We start from the raw sequence: 18,022 nt of genomic DNA, 5'->3' as shown, positions 1-18,022 counted from the left end.
GCACGCCGCTGTCACAGCGATGCTAGGGAGCGGGCCGGGCACCCCTCATCTCCGAAGCGGCGGCATCACCGCACGACAGGACAACTGCGGGCAGCGAAGATCCGCTAACGCACGAAGTGATCCATTCCGCCCCGCGGACCGGAGCCGGCGCGCTAACTTCCCTTCATGGTGCGCTCTCTGCTCTGCCTGGCCCTGCTCGCCGGGGCCACGTCGCTGGCCGGCTGCTCGCCGGGTGACGACTACCAGGTCTCCGTCGACGCGGTCCGGCAGGCCGCTTCCGGTGGCCGGGCGGCGAAGTGCCCGGTCGGCTTCGACGTGCCGGGTGCCCTGCGGTCCGCCGGGGTCGATCGCCCGGTCACGCCGGACGCCGTCGACGTCGAGGTGTCCAAGACCGATACGCCGGCGGCCGACCCGATCGCCGCGCAGCAGAACGGGATGTCCGCGCTCGACGCGGCCGCCGGCGCGTACCTCGAGTGCGGCTACCAGGTGGACGGGAAGGCGCTCACGGTCCGGCTGGTCGCCACCCGGGCCAAGGGCGCCATGGCGTTGCTCGCCCCGCAGCTCCAGCGGGACGCCCGCCTGGCGGTCGGCGAGCTGCGGGCCTTCCTGGACGCCGCACCCGGCCCCGGCGAGGTCAAGGTCGTCGGGGGCTCGGTGGCCGTCGGCGCGCTGGCGGCCACCGGCGGGGACGCGGCCCTGATGGTGTCCTCCGAGGCGCCCGAAGTGCGTGACGACGCCCTGCGCACCGTCGCCGGCGAACTCCTCGGCCAGGTCAGGTTCTGAGCGAGTCGTAGCGCCAGAACGGCCGCACGCTCAGCGCGGCGGCGAGGACGAGCGCGACGCAGACCAGCGCCGCGCCCGACCAGGCGATCGTCAACGTCGTCGCGGCGGCCATCGCGCCCGCCCGGACGTCGCCCAGGCGCGGGCCGCCGGAGACCACCACCGTGTAGACGCCCTGCAGCCGGCCGCGCATCCGGTCCGGCACGTACGTCTGCAGGATCGTCTGCCGGTAGACGACGCTGACCAGGTCGGCCGCGCCGGCGACGACCAGCAGCGCGACGGCGGCCCAGAGGCTGCGCACGAACCCGGCGGCGGCGACGGCAGCCGCCCAGCAGACGACGGCGCACGTCAGCGCGACACCTTGCCGGCGCACCCGGCCGATCCAGCCGCTCAGCGACCCGGCCAGGATCGAGCCGACGGCGATCGCCGAGTACAGCGGGCCGACGCCGCCGTGGAACCGGGTGGCGGCGGCCTGGGGGAACAGCGCCTCCGGCATCGCCAGCGCCATCGCGGCGATGTCGACGGCGAACGACATCAGCAGGACCGGGTTCCCGCCGAGGAACCGCAGGCCTTCGAGCACCGACCGGAGGCCGGGGCGGCCGGCCGGGGCCGCCGACGGGAACGACGGCAACCGGAAGGCCGCGTACAACGCCGCCGCGAACAGCACGGCGTCGGCGCCGTAAGCCCAGCCGAAACCGCCCGGCAGTCCGATGAGGACACCCGCGACGAGCGGCCCCGCCACCTGACCGACGCTGCCGGCCGTGTAGTTCAGGGCATTGGCGGCGGGGATGTACTCCGCCGGCACCAGCAGCGGGACCATCGCGCTGCGCACGGACGCGGAGACGGCGAACCCGCCCGACTGGGCGGCGACCAGCGCGAGGATCAGCGCCGGCGACCGCAGGCCCAGGACGCTCTGGGCCAGCAGCGCGAGCGTCACCGCCCACGTGACGAACGACGTGAGCAGGTACAGCTTCCGCCGGTCGACGGCGTCGGCGACCGCGCCGCCGTAGAGGCCGAACACGACGATCGGGACGAACCCGACCAGGCCAGCGAGCCCGACGACCAGCGACGACCGTGTCAGCGCGTACAGCTGCACGGGCACGGCGACCGCGGTGACCGTCATGCCGATGACGGCGGTGCTCTGCCCGAGGAACGTCCGCCGGAACGCGGGAACGGCCAGCGGGCGGGTGTCCGCGACGACGCGGCGCAGGCGATCCCGGAACCGGGTCGGCACGACAGGGGGCATGCCTCCACGATGGTCGGCGCCGGGCCGGCAGACTTCCGATAATCTGCCACCTTGTGTCGCAAACCCGCCATCGGCATCACCCGGGTGAGGTCATCACCCGGCACCGGCACGAGGACCACCAGCTGATCTACGTCAGCAGCGGCGTCCTCGCCGTCCACACCGACCACGGGACGTGGGCCGCCGGTGCGCACCGCGCCGCCTGGATCCCGGCGCACACCTGGCACGAGCACCGCGTCCACGGGCACGCCGAGGTCCACACCCTCGCGTTCGCGACGCAGGAAGCGCTGCTCCCCGGCGACTCGCCCACGGTCATCGCCGTTTCCGGGCTCCTGCGCGAACTGCTGATCGCGGCCACCGAGCCCGGCCTGCCGCCGGGTGAAGCGCGCCGCCTGCGGGCCGTGATCCACGACCGGGTCCGCCGCGCCCACGTGGCCCCGCTCACGCTCCCCCGCGCCCGCGACCCCCGGCTGGCGCACGCCTGCCGGCTGGTGACCGACGACCTCGCCCGCCCGCGGACCATCACCTGGCTCGCCCGCCGGGTCGGCGCCAGCGAACGCCACCTCGCGCGGCTCTTCCGCGGCGAGTTCGGCACGACGTATCCCCAGTGGCGCACCACCACCCGGGTCTTCCAGGCCATGCTCGAGCTCACCGCGGGAAGCAGCGTCACGCAGACCGCGCACCGCTGCGGCTGGGCCACCACGAGCGCGTTCGTCGACACCTTCACCCGGACCATGGGCCAGACCCCCGGCACCTACCGCGCCGCGGCGGCCGGGGGTTAGCGGCTACTTGGTGCCGTACGCGCCCGCGTCGAGGTCCTCGACGAGCGTCGGCCCGCTCGGCGTCCAGCCGAGCAGCTCGCGCGTCTGTGTGCTGGTCGCGGCGAGGTCCATGGCGAAGAACCCGCCGATCCAGCCGTAGTGGTCCTGGACGTCGCCGGCCGCGATGGAGGCGACGGGCAGGTCGTACGCGCGCCCGATGGCCTCCGCGATCTCGCGCGTCGGCACGCCTTCTTCGGCGACGGCGTGCAGGCGGCTGCCCGCAGGCGCCTTCTCCAGGCCGAGGACGGTCATCCGGGCGGCGTCGGTCACGTGCACGGCGGCCCAGCGGTTGGTCCCGTCGCCGGGATAGCCGGAAACGCCCTTCTCGCGGGCGATCGCGGTGAGGACCGCGATGAACCCGTGGTCGGCGGTGCCGTGGACGGTCGGCGAGAACCGCAGGCTCACCGGGTGCACGCCGCGGCCGGCGAACTCGAGCGCGAGGTTCTCACTGCCGCCGCGCGGGCTTTCCAGGCCGTGGAACGGGGACGCGTCGGCCTCGGTGGCGGGCCGGCCCTGGGTGAGCGCGGCGATCCCCGACGCCAGCAGGAACGGGCGGCCGGTGCCGGTGAGCGCGTCGCCGATGGTCTGGACGGCGCCCCGCTCGGCCGCGCTCGACACGGCCGGGTTCGCGAAGTCGTGCTTGTTCGCCAGGTGGATGACGGCTTCGGCGTCCTCGGCGCCGGCCCGGATGCCGTCGAGGTCGTCGAGGTCGCCGCGGCGGACCCGGACCCCCTTGGCCGCCAGCGCGGCGGCGGAGGCGTCGGACCGGGCCAGGCCGGTGACCTCGTGGCCGGTGGTGAGCAGTTCGTCGACGACGGCGGAGCCGATCCAGCCGGAGGCTCCGGTGACGAATACGCGCATGAGGTGAACTCCCTGTGGTCAAACCCTATGTCAGCGACTGACGTCGGTAACTGACATCAACGTACTCTCGAAGTCAGTCGCTGTCATCACCTAGACTCGACGGCATGGTGCGTTGGGAACCGGGGACCCCGGAGCGGCTGCAGCGGGCCGCGCTCGAGCTGTTCGCCACCCGCGGGTTCGAAGAGACGACGGCGGCGGAGATCGCCCAGTCCGTCGGCCTGACCGAGCGCACCTTCTTCCGGCACTTCAGCGACAAGCGCGAAGCCCTCTTCCACGGCCAGGAACGCTTCGCGCAGGCGTTCCTCGCCGGCATGGAGACCGCGCCGCCGGACGCGTCCGCGATCGAGGTCGTCGCCTGCGCGCTGGAGACCGCGTCGGCCTTCTTCCCGGACGAGCGCCGCCCGCACTCCCGCACCCGGCAGTCCGTGATCGACCGGAACCCCGCGCTGCAGGAACGCGAACTGCACAAGATGGCCACGCTCGCCACCACGCTCGCCGGCGCCTTCCGCGCGCGGGGCGTCGGCGACCCGGCGGCCTCCCTGGCCGCGCAGACGGTCACGGCGGTGTTCGGGATCGCGTTCACCCAGTGGATTCGCGACGGCGAGGACCGGCCGCTCGCCGATATCGCCGACGACGTGCTCGCCGAGCTGCGCACGTTGACCAGCGGCAGCCCGGCACCGGCGGGCTGAGCGGCTAACTCCGCGCCACGGCCCCCGAGATCAGCAGGGCGAGGCCGTGCTCCAGCGAGGCGGCCAGGTCCACTTGCAGCTCGGCGAGCGCCGGGTCCGTCGCGTACGCGGCGAGCGTGCTGGCCGAGGGCCGGCAATGCGTCGAGAGGCCGCCGGCCAGGATCATGGCCAGCAGGCACACCTGCTTCGCCGCGGCCCCGACTTCCGGCACGTGCCGGTCGAAGAGCTCGACCATGGCGTCGAGACCGGCGAGCGCGGATCGCTTGTAGCGCACGACGACGTCGACGGAGACGTTGTGCTCCAGGACGCCGGCCTGCGCGCTGATGAGGTCACACAGCACAGTGCGCTCGGCCAGTGATCTCGCCACGATCGCCGCCAGCCGGTCGCCGCGCTCCCGCACGGACAGGCCGGGATCGACGCCGCCGGCCAGCTCGGCCGCCACGTCGGGCAGCCAGTCCCCCAGCGCTTGGTCCAGCAGCTCGAACAGCACAGCCTCGCGGGATTCGAAGTACCTCAGCACGTTCGACTTGGCCAGCCCGACGCGGCGGCTGAGCTCGTTGAGGCTCACCTCGGCCACCGGCATCTCGTCGAGCATCACCAGCGCCGTGTCGAGGATCTTGCGGCGCCGTTCCTCCCGCTGCTCCGCGCTGCGCGCCCGCTGGAACGTCATGCGACACAGGGTAACCGCCTTGCACCCGGAGTTAAAGACCGGCAGTCTCTTGACAATAGACCGACGGTTCCTTAACGTCGACGGCATAACAGACCGCCGGTCCGCAAGGACCTGCCCCGAAGGAGCGACCGCCATGACCGAACACTGGACCGCCCGCGACGTCCCGGACCAGACGGGCCGCGTGGCCGTCGTGACCGGCGCCAACACCGGACTCGGCTTCGAGACCGCCCAGGTGCTCGCCGAGCGCGGCGCGTCGGTGGTGCTGGCCGTGCGCGACGTCGAGAAGGGCAAGCAGGCGGCGGCCCGCTTCGGTGCCGGCGCCGACGTCACCGTGCAGGAGCTGGACCTGGCGTCACTGGAGTCGGTGCGCACCGCCGCGGCCGAGCTGCACACGGCGTTGCCGAAGATCGACCTGCTGATCAACAACGCCGGCGTGATGTACCCGCCGCGGCAGACCACTCGCGAAGGCTTCGAGCTGCAGTTCGGCACGAACCACCTCGGGCACTTCGCGTTCACCGGCCTGCTGCTCGACCTCCTGCTGCCGGTGCCCGGTTCTCGGGTCGTGGCGGTCGCCAGCATCGCCCACCGCCTCCGCGCCGCGATCCACTTCGACGACCTGCAGTGGGAGAACTCCTACGACCGCGTCGCGGCCTACGGCCAGTCCAAGCTCGCCAACCTGATGTTCGGGTACGAGCTGCAGCGCCGGCTCGCGCCGCACGGCACCACGGTCGCCCTCGCCGCCCACCCCGGCGTGGCCCGCACCGAGCTGATGCGCAACTCCCCCGCCGCCCTCCGCGGGGTCTTCTCCGCGGTCGCGCCCCTGTTCACCCAGGACTCCGCGCGCGGCGCGCTGCCGATCCTGCGCGCCGCCACCGACCCCGGCGCGCTCGGCGGCCAGTACTACGGCCCCGACGGCCTGGGCGGTTACCGCGGGCACCCGGAGGTCGTCTCCTCCAGCCCGCAGTCCCACGACCTGGCGCTTCAGCGTCGTCTGTGGGAGGTTTCGGAGGAACTCACGGCCGTCGAGTACCCCGTCGGGTGACCCCTACCCGGTGAATTCATCTCGCACGAGGGTATTTCTACCCTCACGGCTGTAACGAGTCCCGCCGCCGCAGCGACTGTCCAGTATCGCGCGGGAAGGCTGGGGTGCCGATGACCGAACGTCGTGCTAGGCGGGTCGATGTAGCCGCCCAGCCTCGTCATGTCAGTCTCGACCAGGAGGCCGTCGAACCCGTCGATCCCGCCGGAGCGCCGGGTGCCGGGGAGCAGTTCGAGTACCCCGGGATCGTGCTCCGCCGCGAGAGCGACGGCGCGCCGCCCGAGGAGACCTGGCTGCCGATGGGCGACGAGCCCAGCGACGAGGACGACGAGCGGCTCATCGCGGCGTTGCACGACGCCTGGCTGTGGACGACCGAGTCGGAGCGGGACGCGGACACGGTCAGCGGCACCCTCTGACGGCGGCCCTCTCCCTGGCTGCGTAAGGGAATTCCCGCACGCCGGTGGTGCCGGGGGTCTCCGGCTTCGGGTGCTGGTCCGGCGACCGGTGCCGGTGTTCCGCGTTGCGGCGGTCTGCCCGCTCCCCTGGACGGTCCGCCTCGCAGACACAACCCGACCGGTGCGACACCGGGCGGTGGCGGACGGCCTGGGCCGGGTTCGACCGGACCACCGGCGATTGCTGCGGGCTCCCCGCGTCCGCGGACGAGCCGACCTCGGCGACCGGTCCGCTCTCGGCGTTGGCGCAGTGGGCGGCGGTCCGGGTGACGGAGCCGCGGGGAGCTGGAGGCCACGTACCGGGAGCTGCTCGCGTCCCACCGCCACCAGAACCGCCGTCCCGCACCGGGCACGCGGGAAATCGCGGTGCGGTTCTCCGCGTTCCCCGCCGTCGGACTCCGCGCGTCGCCGACCATCGGCTAGACTCTCGGATACTCAACTAATTGACTACCCGAGGTGCCGTATGAGCAGCTTCCGCAAGGCCGTCGAGGCACGCGATCCGGAGGCCATGGCGGCCGCGCTGGCGGAGAACGTGGTGTTCCGGAGCCCGGTGGCGTTCCGGCCGTACCCCGGCAAGGCGATCACCGCCGCGATCCTGCGCGGCGTGCTCCGGGTGTTCGAGGACTTCCGGTACGTGCGCGAACTCGACGGCGGCGAAGGAAAGGACCACGCGCTCGTCTTCGAAGCCCGGATCGGCGACACCCGGGTCGAGGGCTGCGACTTCCTGCACCTGGACGACAACGGCCTGATCGACGAGTTCACGGTGATGGTGCGCCCGCTGTCGGCCGCCCAGGCCCTGTCGGCTGCGATGGCCGCGCAGTTCGAGCAGATCCAGCGCGAGGCCACGGAAGCTTGACCTAATCACTTCGTTGACTATGACGGAAGAGGTTCCGGGGTGGCACTGCGCAACGCGCTGATGGCCGCGCTGCTCGAAGGGGAGGCGTCGGGCTACGACCTCGCGAAGGTGTTCGACGCGTCCGTGGCGAACTTCTGGATGGCCACCCCGCAGCAGCTCTACCGGGAACTGGACCGGATGGCGGCCGACGGCCTGGTGCGAGCCCGGATCGTCCACCAGGAACGGCGGCCGGACAAGCGGCTGTTCTCGCTCACCGAAGCCGGCCTCGAAGCGTTGCGCGCGTTCACGTCCGGCCCGCCGCGCCCCGGCGTGATCCGCGACGAGCTGATGGTGCAGGTCCAGGCAGTCGACGCAGGTGACGAACCCGCTGTCCGCACGGCGCTCGAGGAGCGGGCGACGGCCGCGGAGGCGAAGATCGCCCGCTACGAGAAGCTCCGCGCGCGCCTGCTGGACGGCCGCTTCGAAGACGACTACCTGGCGGAGGCCGAGCGGATCGGCCCGTACCTCACGCTGATGCGCGGCCTGTCGTTCGAGCGGGAGAACGCCCGCTGGTGCCGGCAAGCCCTCCGGACACTGGACCTCCGCGCGCCGGTTCGGCAACCGACGGAGTCCTGACCGCGTTCGCGCTGCCCGCGGCGCGGCCGCGGCGACCTCGGTGACACTGCACCAGGCGTGACGCCGCGGCCCAGCAGGCACGCACGACGCCACGCCGCCGCTCAGCTCGCGTGGAATTCGGCACCTGCCCGCCGGGGCGCCCCCCGTTTCCACGCTACCGGGCAGCACCGACAAGTCCGGCCACAGCGGCGCCGCTCCGGCCCTTCCGTCCGCCGTGCCGACCGCTCCGATCGCCGGGCTAACCCTTCCCCATCACCGAATTGTCCCCACTTCCGCCATGTTGGCCCTTCCAGCCAACGTGTTGGCCGCTCCGGCCAACGTGTTGACCACTCCGGTTGCCGAGTTGGCCCTTCTGCCCACCGTTTCAGTCGCTCAGGCCACCGTTTTGACCGCTCCGGTCCCCGTGTTGACCGCTCCGGTTACCGAGTTGGCCCTTCCCATCGCCGAGTTGGCTGTTCACCGCCGACCGTCTTGTCGCCGACAGCCGACACTTTCGCCGTTCCGGCCTCCACGCGGAGCGGCCGAACACGGCGTCCGGCGAATCCGGTCCGGAACGGCGATGTTGATTCTGTACCTACTAGTATGTACAGTCTCGGTCCATGGGGACGAGAGACCAGCTGATCGACAGCACCCGCGAACTGTTGTGGGAGCGGGGTTACGTGGGCACGAGCCCCAAGGCCATCCAGCAGCGGGCGGGTGCCGGGCAGGGCAGCATGTACCACCACTTCGCCGGCAAGCGGGAACTCGCGCTCGCCGCCGTGCGGCGCAGTGCCGGCGAGCTGCTCGCCGCCGCCGATGCGCAGCTGCGTGCGCCCGGGAGCGCCGTCGAGCGCGTCACCGCTTACCTGCGTCGTGAACGCGAAGTGCTGCGAGGCTGCCCCATCGGGCGGCTCACGCAGGATCCCGACATCGTCGCCGACCCGGAGCTGCGGGCTCCGGTCGACGAAACCCTGACGCTCCTGCAGGCAAAACTCGCCGCTGTCCTCGACGAAGGCCGGGCGGCGCACGAACTGCCCGCCGAGCTGGACACCGCCGCGCTCGCCGCCACCGTCGTCGCCGTGCTGCAGGGCGGGTACGTGCTGGCCCGCGCCGCCGCCGCGCCCGAACCGTTCGACCAAGCCGTTTCCGGTGTGCTCGCGCTGCTCGCCGCGCACACCCGCTGAACCCCGGGGAGTTCCCGTGCACGTCCGTCACGTTCCGTCCGCCACCACCCCCGCGCCCGCCGATGTGATCACCGGCAGCGCCTGGGTCACCACCCTCGCCGTCCCCGAAGGGCCGTCGCGCACTCGGGTCGACCGCGTGCAGTTCGCCCCCGGCGCGCGCACGCGCTGGCACCGGCACCCGCTCGGCCAGGTCCTCGTCGTCACCGAGGGCACCGGCTACGTCCAGCTCCGCGGCGGCCCGGCGCAGCTGATCCGGCCCGGGGACACGGTCCGCGTCGCCGCCGGCGAATGGCATTGGCACGGCGCCACCGACACCACTTCGATGACGCACCTGGCCATCGAGGAACTCCCCGAAGACGGGACCACCGCGGAGTTCGCCGAACCGGTGAGCGCCGCCGGGCCCGCGGCCGCGCCCGCCGAACCCGTCACGCGCACGCTGGTGCTGGAGCAGCGCCTCCCGGAACCCCGGGTGGTCGACTACGTCGAGCTGCGCCGCATCACCATCGCGCCGGACTTCGGCGCCGGGCTGCACGTCCACAATGGACCCGTCTTCGGCAGCATCGAAACCGGCTCCGCCGTCTACCAGATCGAAGGCGAGCCGGAGTCGGTGCTCACCCCGGGGGACGTCTTCTACGAGCCGGAGGCGACCCGCATCGCCCGCTTCGACGCGCGGGAGGACGGCGTCACGTTCCTGGCCTGCTTCCCCGTGGGGCCGGGCGAAACCCCCAGCCTGACCCCGCTCGACAGCTGACCCGACGAACGGCGGGCCCGCACCCGGCTGCCGGTATACAACCGGTCGAGACACCCGTTAACCTCCGCGCGTGAGGATCATGGATGTCCTGCTCACCACGCTGCTGACCGCCGGCGTCGTCGCTCCGATCCCCGTCCTGGCGCCGGCTCCCGCCCACGCGGATCCGGCGCCTTGGGCCGGGCCGCTCAGCACCCGCGGCCGCTACATCGTCGACGCGGCGGGCAACCGGTTCAAGCTGAAAGCCGCCAACTGGCACGGCGCGAGCGGCACGTGGACCGGGTCCGGCGCCATCGACGACCCGGCCGACCACCACGCCGGCGAGATCGCCTACCAGACGCCGCTCGGGCTGGACCGCGCGTCGATCGACACCGTGATCGACGGGCTGGCGGGCCTGGGCCTCAACAGCGTCCGGCTGCAGTTCTCCAACGCGATGATCCACGACACGACACCGGTCCCCGACCTGCCGGCCAACCCGGACCTGCGCGGCAAGACGCCGCTGCAGGTCTACGACCGCGTCGTCGAGCGGCTGACCGCGCGCGGGTTCGCGGTGATCCTCAACAACCACACCACGACCTCGCGCTGGTGCTGCGGTCTCGACGGCAACGAGCGCTGGAACACCGCGCAGTCCGAGCGGCAGTGGCAGGACGACTGGCTGTTCATGGCGCGGCGCTACGCGGCGAACAAGCGGGTGGTCGGCGCCGACCTGTACAACGAGGTCCGCCGCAACACCTTCGACGACCCCAACTGGGGCTGGGGCAACGACAAGGACTGGCAGCGCGCGAGCCAGCAGGTGGCCGACCGCATCCTGACCGAGGCGAACCCGGATCTGCTGATGATCGTCGAGGGCATCAACTGGACCGGCCTGCCGATCGACGGTTTCGCGCACGGCCGTCCCACGCTGGAGCCCGCCCGGACGCTGTCGCACACGCTCGTGGACTCCGGGAAACTGGTCTACTCGGCGCACTTCTACGGCTACACCGGGCCGAACCACTCCGGCGCGACCGGCATCGGCGAGACGCACGACCCGCGCTACCGCGACCTCTCGCCCCAGGAACTGCGCGACACCCTGTACCGGCAGGCGTTCTTCGTCGAGCAGGACACCGGCAAGCACTACACCGCGCCGCTGTGGATCAGCGAGTTCGGCGAGGGCCGCAACACGACCGACCCGGCGTCCCGCACGTTCTTCGAGAACTTCGTGGACTACCTCGCCGAGACCGACACGGACTTCGCCTACTGGCCCGCGGTCGGCTTCCAGACCGGCGGCACGGGTGACGGCTGGTCGCTGCTCGCCTGGGACGCCGCCGGGAACCGCATCGACGTCCTCGACGGCCGGGACTGGCGCGGCCCGGCGTGGCAGCGGCTGGTGAACGCGCCGTCGCGCACCGGGCAGATCCCGCAGGCCGACCACTGGTCGATGCTCGACCTCGACTACGGCGATTTCCAGGAGTCCCGTTCGGTCCGCGCGCTGCCGGACTGGAATTCCGGCGCGCGCAAGGGTGCCTGCCCCGACGGCCAGCGCCTCGCGGGTCTCGCCCACACCGGCAACCGCGGCCTGTGCACGGGCAGCCTGCCGGTTCCGGCCGGGTACGTCGTGGCCCGCGACGAGTCCTTTGTGGACACGGACTGGGCGTCCGGCTACACCAAGCTGCAGTGCCCGGCCGACCACGCGGTGGTCGGCTACAGCGTGACGGGCGCCGCGGTCTCGGCCGTGCTGTGCGGCAGGTCCGCGACGCCGCTGGGCCGCACCGGCCGCACGGTCTGGTTCGACCGCGGCGACAACCGCCCGTCCGGCGACCCGGGCGGCGACTTCGCGTCGGGGAGCTACAAGGGCCAGTGCGCACCGGGCGAGTACGTCGCCGGCGTCGCCTACACCGGCCGCATCGGCTCCAACCGGACCCCGGACGCACTGCTCTGCCGGTCCTGAGGCCACCACGGTGGCAAAACGTGCCCGCTCACCGGAGGGTGTCGTACAGCCGGCGCGCGGCCACCTCCGCGCCGTCCGTGCGGAGCCGGGCGGCCAGTGCCGTCGCGCGCGCCCGGGTCTCGGGCGCCAGCGCCGTCGTGAACGCGGCGCCCAAGGACCGGACGGTCGCGGCCGGGCCGTCGAGGGTCACGCCGAGGCCCAGGTCCGCCACCTGGCCGGCCCAGTACGGGTTGTCCGCCAGCCGCAGCGGTACCACCACTTGCGGCACGCCGGCCCGGGCGGCTGTCATCGTCGTGCCCGCGCCGCCGTGGTGGATCACGGCGGCCACTTCGCCGAAGAGGCGCTGGTGGTTGACTTCGCCGATGGCGAAGCCGTCGCCTCGGTCGTCGACCAGGTCCAGGTCCGCCCAGCCGCGGGAAACGAGCACGCGGTGACCTCGCGCGCGGATCGCCTCGACGGCGTTGGCGGCGATGTCCGGTGCCGGGACGATACTGCCGAAGCCGACGTAGACCGGCGGCGCGCCCGCTTCGAGGAAGCGCACCAGGTCCGCCGGGAGCGGACGTTCGTCCGGCAGGGTCCAGGCACCGGTCTGGACCACGTCGAGTCCCGGGATCTCCCGCCACGGCCCCAGAACCGGGTCCGCCGCCAGCCACGGCCGGTCGGAGTAGACGTGGCCGCGGACGTCGTCGACCGGCGGCAGGCCGAGCCGGGCCCGGTGGCCGTTGAGGGTCTCGCGGAACTGCGCGTTCACGTGCTCGGCGTCCAGCTCCCACCGCGTCCGGTTGTCGCCCGTCCCCGGTTCCGGCCAGCCCGGCCGCGGCGGCGGCGCGTGGTGGGGCGAGGGCAGGTTGACCGCCGAATAGCTCGCGTACACGTAGCGGATGCCCGCGGCCTCGGCCACCGACCGTGCGGCGACCTGCGCCAGGCCGGCCACCACCAGCGCGGCACACCCGTCGGCCGCGCCGGGCAGGACGTCGAACTGCGCGTCGACCAGCTCGGTCCGGTACCGGGCCAGGTCCGCGGCCGACGGCGGGGTGCTCCCGCGCATCAACGCCCGCACGGGCGGCCCGACCGGCATCAGCCGGATCCCGGCGCCGGCCAGCCGCGCCGCGAACTCCTCGTCCGGCGGGGCGCACATCCGCACGTCCACGCCGAGGTCCTGCAGGCGCACCGCGAGGGCCACCAGTGGTTCGACGTCGCCCCGCGTCCCGTACGTCGACAACAGCACCCGCATTCCGCGTCCTCTTTCGGTCGGTCACCCGGACCACCGCAACGTAGCGAAGTCCCCGGGGTACGGGCCATGCCGCCTCCGCCGATCAACGCTCCCCCGCGCCGGGAGCCCGTCCTGACTGACTACGGTGAAACGTCAGCGCGCCTGGTTCCCGAACGTCGGCCCAACCCGAGGACCACCCGATGCCCAGTTCGTCCGTCCCTGCCCCCGACGTTTCGATCATCCTGCCCTGCGCCGGATTCGGGACGCGTTTCGGTGCGCCGTACTCGAAAGAGCTGCACTGCCTTGCTCCCGGCGTAACGGTGCTGGACCGCAGCCTGGAGGCCGCGGTCGAACTGGCCGCGAGCGGTCTGAACGTGCGGCTGGTCGTCGTGTTCCGGACCCACAAACTCGACACGGTGAGCTACCTCGCGCGCTACGCCGAGACTTTCCAGATCGTCTTCCTCTACCAGGACGAGTCGTTGGAACCGGGGCTCGACGGCGCGATCCGGTCCGCCTTGCCGATGACGCAGGGGCCGGTGGTCCTCGTGCTTCCCGACATCGTTGTCACCGGCGCGGGCAGCGCGGGCGTCCTCCTCTCCGCGGTGCGCCGGACCGAGGAGACGGGGTGGAGCGTGGTCGCCGTCGAAGAACAGGATCCCGACACGCTGCGGCAGATGGGCGCGCTGACCGTGGCCGAGCGGGGCCACGACCGGACGGTCGAGGCGGCCGCCGAAAAGCCGGCGGATCCCGCGCCCTTCAACGCGTGCTGGGGCATGGTGGCGGTGACCGCGGCCGAGGCGCACCGGCTGCCCGCGGTGGTGCGCAAGGGCGCGGAGAGCCCCTTGCCCGGCGCGGTGGCGCTCATGGTGGAGCGCATCGTCAACTACAACACCGCCGCCGGCTGACGGCCGGGCGCCGGCCAGTGTGACGAAACCGCACGCGTTCGCGACGGTTCCGCCGCGGCTCCGGGCGAAGGCGACAGAGCGCCTTTACGATCGGCGGGCAGTTCGATCTCGGGGGAACCATGTCGCGCATCCTGCTCGTCGAAGACGACGCCGCCCTGGCCGAAGCGCTCGCGCTCGCGTTGAAGGCGCTCGGGCACGACGTCGTCGTCGCGCCGACCGGCGAACGGGCGCTGGAGGCCCTGTTCACCGACCAGCTCGAACTCGAGTTCGTGCTGCTCGACGTGATGCTGCCCGGCATGGACGGCTTCGAGGTCTGCCGCCGCATCCGCGCCCGCAGCCGCCTGCCGCTGGTCCTGCTGACCGCGCGCGGCGACCCGATCGACGTCGTCGCCGGCCTGGAATGCGGCGCCGACGACTACGTGGTCAAACCGGCCGAGCCGCGGGTGCTCGACGCGCGGATCAAGGCGATCGGGCGGCGCGCCGTCACCGCGCACGGGCCGTCGGCGGGCCTGCTGCGCATCGGGCGCCTGGAGATCGACGCGGGCGCGATGAGCGTGACCCGCGACGGCGTCGAACTGGCGCTCACCGCGACCGAGATCCGCCTCCTCGTCGAGTTCGCCGACCATCCCAACCAGGTGCTGAGCCGGCAGGTCCTGCTGAAACGGGTCTGGGACTACGGTTACGTCGGCGACTCGCGGATCGTGGACGCGGCGGTCGCGCGGCTGCGGGCCAAGATCGAGGACGACGCGGCGAACCCCGTGGTGCTGAAGACGGTCCGCGGGCTCGGTTACCGGCTGGTGGACCGGTGAGGCGGCCGTCCTTCGGACTGCGGGCGAAGGTGACGGCCGCGGTCGTGCTGGTCACGACGACGGCGACCGCGGTGATGGGCTTCACGGCGTCGAGACTGCAGGAGGACGACGCCGTCGACGGCTTCGGCTACACCGCGTCGACGTCGTTCGGCGCCTTGTTCGAGCAGTCGTGGCGAGGACTCGAAGCCGTGGCGGGAGGCCGCGCCGGGCTGGACGACTTCGCCAGGGCTGGGATACTTCGCCGGTGATGCGGGAGGGACGTCGATGAGCTCTCAAGCGGGATCGGGGATCGTCCTGCTGGCGATCTGCGCTCTTGTGGCGACGACCGTGTTCGTCGGGGTCCGGCGGCGGGAGAAGACCGGGGGTCTCGGCCAGGTCCCGCCGCCGGCCCCGGAGTACGCGCGCCGGATCACCGCGTTGCGGGACGAGGACTACGACCTCGTCCTGCGGGGCGGGGCCTGGGTCAACGGCATCAACGTGACGTGGCCGTTCGCCAGCTTGCTGGTCAGCCGGAACCAGATCGAGCTGCGTGTCCAGGTCCTGATGCCGATCCGGATCGCCCGTGCCGAGGTGACCGGCCTGCGCCGGGCGCGTGGGCCGTTCAGCCGCGGCTTCAAGTTCCGGACCGCGTCGGGCCGGTTGGACAAGGTGACCTTCTGGCCCGTGGGCAAGGCCGGGAACCAGCTGACCGAACTCGGCTGGCCCACCCGCTGACGGCCTCGGGCAGGGCGGGCGGCGGTCCGGAGGCCGTCCATCGGTAGGTCCAGCCCGGACGACACCGTGCTGATCGTGTCGGGGGCCAACGGCGCTCCCGGCGCCCTGGAAGAGATCGCCCACCTGGTCGCGGCGGGCCGGCTCCGGGTGCCGATCGCGGCGAGCTTCCCGATCGGGCAGATCCGCCGCGCGGCCGAGCTGCAGGCCGGCCGGCACGTGCACGGCAAGGTCGTCATCGACCTCTAGCCAGGCCGTGCGTCGGGTGTGCGGCGGAAGCGGCGTTCGGCACCACTGTCCCTCTTGTCCGGGTTCCGCGAACTCACCGGTCGGTGGACCAGGTGCCCAGGGCGGCGACGACGGCGTCGATGAGGGCGGAGTCGATCGGCGCGCGCTCGATGGTGCTGCGGTAGTACATCGGCCCGATGGCCATCGCGGCGGCGTTGCGGCTGGTGAGTGTGAGGGTCACTTCGCCGCGCGCCTGGGCTTCGTCGAGGGCGGCCGCGAGCCGGTCGGCGAGGATGCCGGCGAACTGCGCGCGGCGGGCGTCCATGTTCTCGTCCCACAGGGCGGTGTTGGCCAGGGTCGTGGACACGGCGCGGACGTCGTCGAGCTCGAGCTGGCGGGCGATCGCGGTCAGCTCCCGTCGCAGCCACTCCCGGGTGGGAACGGTGGCCTTGTCGAGGAACGGCATCGGGACGGTGGCCATGACCTCGAGGAGGAGCGGTTCGGCCTGGGGCCAGTGGCGGTAGACGGTCGCGCGGCCCACTCCCGCGCGGTCGGCGACCAGCACGTGCGTCACCGCGGTCGGGCCGCTTTCCAGCAGCAGCTCACGGGCGGCGTTCAAGATCGCTTCGCGGCTTCGCACGGATCGGGGATCTGTCTCGCTGGTCACGAACCGATCCTATGAGACAACTTGACTCGCAGCATGACGAGTGTGCATCATGTCGGTATGAGACATCCTGTATCACAGATGACCGTGGCGGTCCTCGGAGCGACCGGTGCCACCGGACGTCACGTGGTGTCCACGGCGCTTGAGCGCGGGCACCACGTGATCGCGCCGGTCCGCCGGGCGGGAACTTTCGCGCCGCGCGAGGGGCTGGACGAAGTGATCTGGCCCGAGGTCACCGACGTCCCGGCCCTCACGCGTGTCCTGCCGGGCACGAGCGTGGTGATCAGCGCGCTGGGCGGGGCCGGCAACGGGCCGACGACGGTGTGCACCGAGGGCATCCGCTCCGCGGTCACCGCGATGAAGGCGGCCGGGGTGGCCCGGCTGATCGCCGTCAGCGCGCACGGTGTGCTGGAGACGCACGACAAGTCGTTGTACTCGGTGGCGGTGTGGGCGAATGTCGCCGACCGCATGCGCGACAAGGAAACGATGGAGCCGCTCATCACCACTTCCGGCCTGGACTGGACGATCGTGCGGCCGCCGAAGCTTTCGGACCACGACGGGATCGGGAAGTACCGGGCCGGCACCGACCTGCGCATCCGGCTGTGGAGTGCGATCGGCCGCGCCGATCTCGCCGCGTTCCTGGTCGACGAGGCCGAAACCCCGCAGTACACCCACGCCTACCCGCGGATCACCCGGTGACCCCCGCCCTCCCCGACCTGACCGGGAAAGTCGCTGTCGTCACCGGCGCGACCGGCGGCATGGGCCGGATCATCGCCGCCGACCTCGTCCACGCCGGCGCGCACGTGATCACCGTCGCCCGCGATCCCGCTCGCGCGGACGCCTTTCGCGCACGCATCGGCTCACCGGCGGCAAACCGGCTCGAGGTCATCCCCGGGGACCTGTCCCGGCGCGCGGACGTCGTGACCGCGGCGAACACCGTCCTGGACCGGCACGACCGGATCCACCTCCTCGTCAACAACGCCGGCGCGCACTTCGCCGAACACCGCGTCTCGGCCGACGGCGTCGAGATGCACATCGCCCTCGACTACCTCGCCGCCTACGGCCTCACCACCCTGCTGGACGGACCGCTGCGACGCGGCCGGGCCCGGGTGGTGAACGTCGCCAGCGACACCCTCAACGACACCCGGCAGATCAAGCTCCCCGGCAAGCCACGGCCGGCGACCCTCGACCTGGCCGGCGTCGGCGACCTCGCGGAACTCAATCCCGCCACCGGGTTCGCGCCCTTCGAGGCCTACGCACGCGCCAAGCTCATGACCGTCACCGCCGGCTACGCGCTCGCCCGCGACCTCGCCGCCGACGGCGTGACCGTCAACGCCCTGCACCCGGGGATCGTCGCCACCGACATCATCGACGACCTCGTGCCCCCGCTGCTGCGTCCCTTGCGCACGCTGATCCGCCGCAGTCTGCTCACCCCCGCCGAAGGAGCGCAAAGCGCGACACGCATCGCGACCGACCCCGCCCTGGCCGGCGTCACCGGCCGCTACTTCAGCCGTGACACGGAATCGAGCACTCCCCCGGTCTCCCACGACCCCACCACCCAGCGGAGACTCCTCGCGCTGAGCCGGACCCACTTCGCCGGCTGACCTGTTCGGGCCGCCTGCTTGGAT

Annotated in this window: 22 protein-coding genes; 17 read left to right on the top strand and 5 right to left on the bottom strand. The window is 72.4% G+C overall.

Annotated elements, in window-relative coordinates:
- Nucleotides 1-165 precede the first annotated feature (165 nt).
- Nucleotides 166-783 carry a hypothetical protein gene (locus OHS18_RS01360; RefSeq protein ID WP_328615589.1) on the top strand — a complete coding sequence of 206 codons (618 nt, stop codon included), beginning with the start codon at nt 166-168 and terminating at the stop codon, nt 781-783.
- Here the strand turns inward: OHS18_RS01360 and OHS18_RS01355 are convergent.
- A complete protein-coding gene (locus OHS18_RS01355; RefSeq protein ID WP_328456932.1) occupies nt 773-2,026 on the bottom strand; it encodes an MFS transporter in 1,254 nt (417 codons plus the stop codon). The two genes, OHS18_RS01360 and OHS18_RS01355, sit on opposite strands and share 11 nt — an antisense overlap.
- 53 nt (nt 2,027-2,079) lie before the next feature.
- On the opposite strand from OHS18_RS01355, the gene OHS18_RS01350 reads away from it, so the two are divergent.
- Entirely contained in the window at nt 2,080-2,805 is a 726-nt protein-coding gene (locus OHS18_RS01350; protein ID WP_328615588.1) for an AraC family transcriptional regulator, read from the top strand.
- Nucleotides 2,806-2,808: 3 nt separating this feature from the next.
- Here the strand turns inward: OHS18_RS01350 and OHS18_RS01345 are convergent, their stop codons facing one another.
- A complete protein-coding gene (locus tag OHS18_RS01345) occupies nt 2,809-3,705 on the bottom strand; it encodes an SDR family oxidoreductase (RefSeq protein ID WP_328456936.1) in 897 nt (298 codons plus the stop codon).
- A 104-nt stretch (nt 3,706-3,809) separates the two neighbouring features.
- Between OHS18_RS01345 and OHS18_RS01340 the strand changes: the two genes are divergently transcribed.
- On the top strand, nt 3,810-4,394 hold the full coding sequence (locus OHS18_RS01340; RefSeq protein WP_328615587.1) for a TetR family transcriptional regulator: 585 nt from the start codon (nt 3,810-3,812) through the stop codon (nt 4,392-4,394).
- A gap of 4 nt (nt 4,395-4,398) precedes the next feature.
- Here the strand turns inward: OHS18_RS01340 and OHS18_RS01335 are convergent, their stop codons facing one another.
- On the bottom strand, nt 4,399-5,064 hold the full coding sequence (locus tag OHS18_RS01335) for a TetR/AcrR family transcriptional regulator (protein WP_328456940.1): 666 nt from the start codon (nt 5,062-5,064) through the stop codon (nt 4,399-4,401).
- 133 nt (nt 5,065-5,197) lie between these two features.
- Between OHS18_RS01335 and OHS18_RS01330 the strand changes: the two genes are divergently transcribed.
- From OHS18_RS01330 to OHS18_RS01300, 7 genes are all read left to right on the top strand, one after another.
- Complete coding sequence (locus tag OHS18_RS01330; RefSeq protein ID WP_328615586.1) at nt 5,198-6,106, top strand: SDR family NAD(P)-dependent oxidoreductase; 909 nt, start codon at nt 5,198-5,200, stop codon at nt 6,104-6,106.
- Nucleotides 6,107-6,216: 110 nt separating this feature from the next.
- On the top strand, nt 6,217-6,519 hold the full coding sequence (locus tag OHS18_RS01325) for a hypothetical protein (protein WP_328456944.1): 303 nt from the start codon (nt 6,217-6,219) through the stop codon (nt 6,517-6,519).
- Nucleotides 6,520-7,018: 499 nt separating this feature from the next.
- Nucleotides 7,019-7,411, top strand: a complete 393-nt coding sequence (locus OHS18_RS01320; protein WP_328615585.1) for a nuclear transport factor 2 family protein — start codon at nt 7,019-7,021, stop codon at nt 7,409-7,411.
- Between the two features lie 39 nt (nt 7,412-7,450).
- Nucleotides 7,451-8,026, top strand: coding sequence for a PadR family transcriptional regulator (locus OHS18_RS01315; RefSeq protein WP_328615584.1), 576 nt, complete (start codon nt 7,451-7,453; stop codon nt 8,024-8,026).
- 599 nt (nt 8,027-8,625) lie between these two features.
- Nucleotides 8,626-9,189, top strand: a complete 564-nt coding sequence (locus tag OHS18_RS01310) for a TetR/AcrR family transcriptional regulator (RefSeq protein ID WP_328615583.1) — start codon at nt 8,626-8,628, stop codon at nt 9,187-9,189.
- Between the two features lie 16 nt (nt 9,190-9,205).
- Nucleotides 9,206-9,940, top strand: a complete 735-nt coding sequence (locus OHS18_RS01305; RefSeq protein WP_328615582.1) for a (R)-mandelonitrile lyase — start codon at nt 9,206-9,208, stop codon at nt 9,938-9,940.
- A 79-nt stretch (nt 9,941-10,019) separates the two neighbouring features.
- Nucleotides 10,020-11,864 carry a glycoside hydrolase family 5 protein gene (locus OHS18_RS01300; RefSeq protein ID WP_328618708.1) on the top strand — a complete coding sequence of 615 codons (1,845 nt, stop codon included), beginning with the start codon at nt 10,020-10,022 and terminating at the stop codon, nt 11,862-11,864.
- 28 nt (nt 11,865-11,892) lie between these two features.
- Here the strand turns inward: OHS18_RS01300 and OHS18_RS01295 are convergent, their stop codons facing one another.
- Nucleotides 11,893-13,098: a glycosyltransferase gene (locus OHS18_RS01295; protein WP_328615581.1), complete on the bottom strand. Its 1,206-nt coding sequence runs from the start codon at nt 13,096-13,098 to the stop codon at nt 11,893-11,895.
- Nucleotides 13,099-13,277: 179 nt separating this feature from the next.
- Between OHS18_RS01295 and OHS18_RS01290 the strand changes: the two genes are divergently transcribed.
- The 5 genes from OHS18_RS01290 to OHS18_RS01270 all read left to right on the top strand — a co-directional run bounded on the left by OHS18_RS01290 (nt 13,278) and on the right by OHS18_RS01270 (nt 15,751).
- The gene (locus OHS18_RS01290; RefSeq protein WP_328456957.1) at nt 13,278-13,982 is read left to right on the top strand and encodes a hypothetical protein; all 705 of its coding nucleotides are present in this window, start codon (nt 13,278-13,280) and stop codon (nt 13,980-13,982) included.
- 119 nt (nt 13,983-14,101) lie between these two features.
- Nucleotides 14,102-14,791 (top strand): response regulator transcription factor, encoded by a 690-nt coding sequence (locus OHS18_RS01285; protein WP_328615580.1) that lies wholly within the window; start codon nt 14,102-14,104, stop codon nt 14,789-14,791.
- Between the two features lie 44 nt (nt 14,792-14,835).
- Nucleotides 14,836-15,039, top strand: coding sequence for a hypothetical protein (locus OHS18_RS01280; RefSeq protein WP_328615579.1), 204 nt, complete (start codon nt 14,836-14,838; stop codon nt 15,037-15,039).
- Between the two features lie 16 nt (nt 15,040-15,055).
- Complete coding sequence (locus tag OHS18_RS01275) at nt 15,056-15,505, top strand: hypothetical protein (protein ID WP_328615578.1); 450 nt, start codon at nt 15,056-15,058, stop codon at nt 15,503-15,505.
- A 66-nt stretch (nt 15,506-15,571) separates the two neighbouring features.
- Nucleotides 15,572-15,751, top strand: a complete 180-nt coding sequence (locus tag OHS18_RS01270; RefSeq protein WP_442875330.1) for a zinc-binding dehydrogenase — start codon at nt 15,572-15,574, stop codon at nt 15,749-15,751.
- A 73-nt stretch (nt 15,752-15,824) separates the two neighbouring features.
- On the opposite strand, the gene OHS18_RS01265 is transcribed toward OHS18_RS01270, so the two are convergent.
- A complete protein-coding gene (locus tag OHS18_RS01265) occupies nt 15,825-16,397 on the bottom strand; it encodes a TetR/AcrR family transcriptional regulator (protein ID WP_328615577.1) in 573 nt (190 codons plus the stop codon).
- A gap of 78 nt (nt 16,398-16,475) precedes the next feature.
- Between OHS18_RS01265 and OHS18_RS01260 the strand changes: the two genes are divergently transcribed.
- Nucleotides 16,476-17,093, top strand: a complete 618-nt coding sequence (locus OHS18_RS01260; RefSeq protein WP_328615576.1) for an NAD(P)-dependent oxidoreductase — start codon at nt 16,476-16,478, stop codon at nt 17,091-17,093.
- A complete protein-coding gene (locus OHS18_RS01255; RefSeq protein ID WP_328615575.1) occupies nt 17,090-17,998 on the top strand; it encodes an SDR family NAD(P)-dependent oxidoreductase in 909 nt (302 codons plus the stop codon). Before OHS18_RS01260 ends, OHS18_RS01255 begins: the two co-directional genes overlap by 4 nt.
- Nucleotides 17,999-18,022 lie beyond the last annotated feature (24 nt).

The organism is Amycolatopsis sp. NBC_00355, from assembly GCF_036104975.1.
GTDB lineage: Bacteria > Actinomycetota > Actinomycetes > Mycobacteriales > Pseudonocardiaceae > Amycolatopsis.
Note: the sequence above shows the minus strand (reverse complement) of the source record. Positions and strands in the feature narration are given on the sequence as shown.